The organism is Falsiroseomonas oryziterrae (assembly GCF_021864505.1).
Classification (GTDB): Bacteria; Pseudomonadota; Alphaproteobacteria; order Acetobacterales; family Acetobacteraceae; genus Falsiroseomonas; species Falsiroseomonas oryziterrae.
This window is the reverse complement of record NZ_JAKJIB010000644.1, coordinates 1-861: the sequence shown is the minus strand read 5'-3', so window position 1 is coordinate 861 and position 861 is coordinate 1. Positions and strand designations below refer to the sequence as shown.

Genomic DNA, 861 nt, shown 5'->3' with positions numbered 1-861 from the left:
CGCCGGCGATCCAGACGACGCGGTCGTAGGAGCCGAGAGCACGTGCCGCGCTGTCGGCATTCGTGGCCTTGCTGTCGTTGACGAAGACGACGCCGCCGAGCGTGCCCACGCGCTCCTGCCGGTGCGGCAGGCCGGGGAAGCTCATGAGCCCCTCGGCGATCTCGGCGCGCGTCAGCCCGGCCGCGAGCGCGACGGCGGCGGCCGCGGCGGCGTTCTGCGCGTTGTGGCTGCCCGGAAGCGCCGGCGCGGCGCGCAGGTCGGCGATCTCCCCCGCCTCGTCGCGGAGCGACGCGCCCTCGGCCCAGACCCCCCCGGCGACGCGTCGCTGGCCGGAGACGGGAACCAGCCGCGCGCGCAGGCCATCCGCCATCCCGACGGACCACGCATCGTCCTGCCCAAGGACCGCCAAGTCATGCGGCTCCTGTCGCGCGAAGATTTCAGCCTTCGCAGCGGCATAGCCGGTCATGCTTCCATGCCGGTCGAGGTGATCCGCGCTGAGATTCAGCATCACCGCGGAGTTGAAGCGGATCGTTGCGAGTCGCTCCAACATGTAGGAGCTCATTTCGAGGGTGTACGTGCCCTCGGACCCCAAGATGTTGAGGCCGAGCGCCGCCGGGCCGAGATTGCCGCCGACCTCCGCGACGCGGCCCGCGCGCTGCAGCAGGTGGTGGATCAGCGCCGTCGTGGTGGACTTCCCGTTGGTGCCGGTGACGCCGACGAAGCGCGCCGCGCTGCCGGTCGCGCGCACCGCGCGGAAGAGGAACTCGACATCCGCCAGGATCGGCACGCCGGCCTCGCGCGCGCGCGCGGCGACCGGATGCGGCGCGGGCAGGACATGCGGGATGCCGGGCGAGAGCAGCA

Annotated in this window: 1 protein-coding gene; it reads right to left on the bottom strand. The window is 72.7% G+C overall.

Going from position 1 to position 861, the window contains the following annotated elements:
• Positions 1-861: UDP-N-acetylmuramoyl-L-alanine--D-glutamate ligase (gene murD / locus L2I40_RS23825; RefSeq protein ID WP_237217822.1), on the bottom strand; the 861-nt coding region annotated here is incomplete at both ends.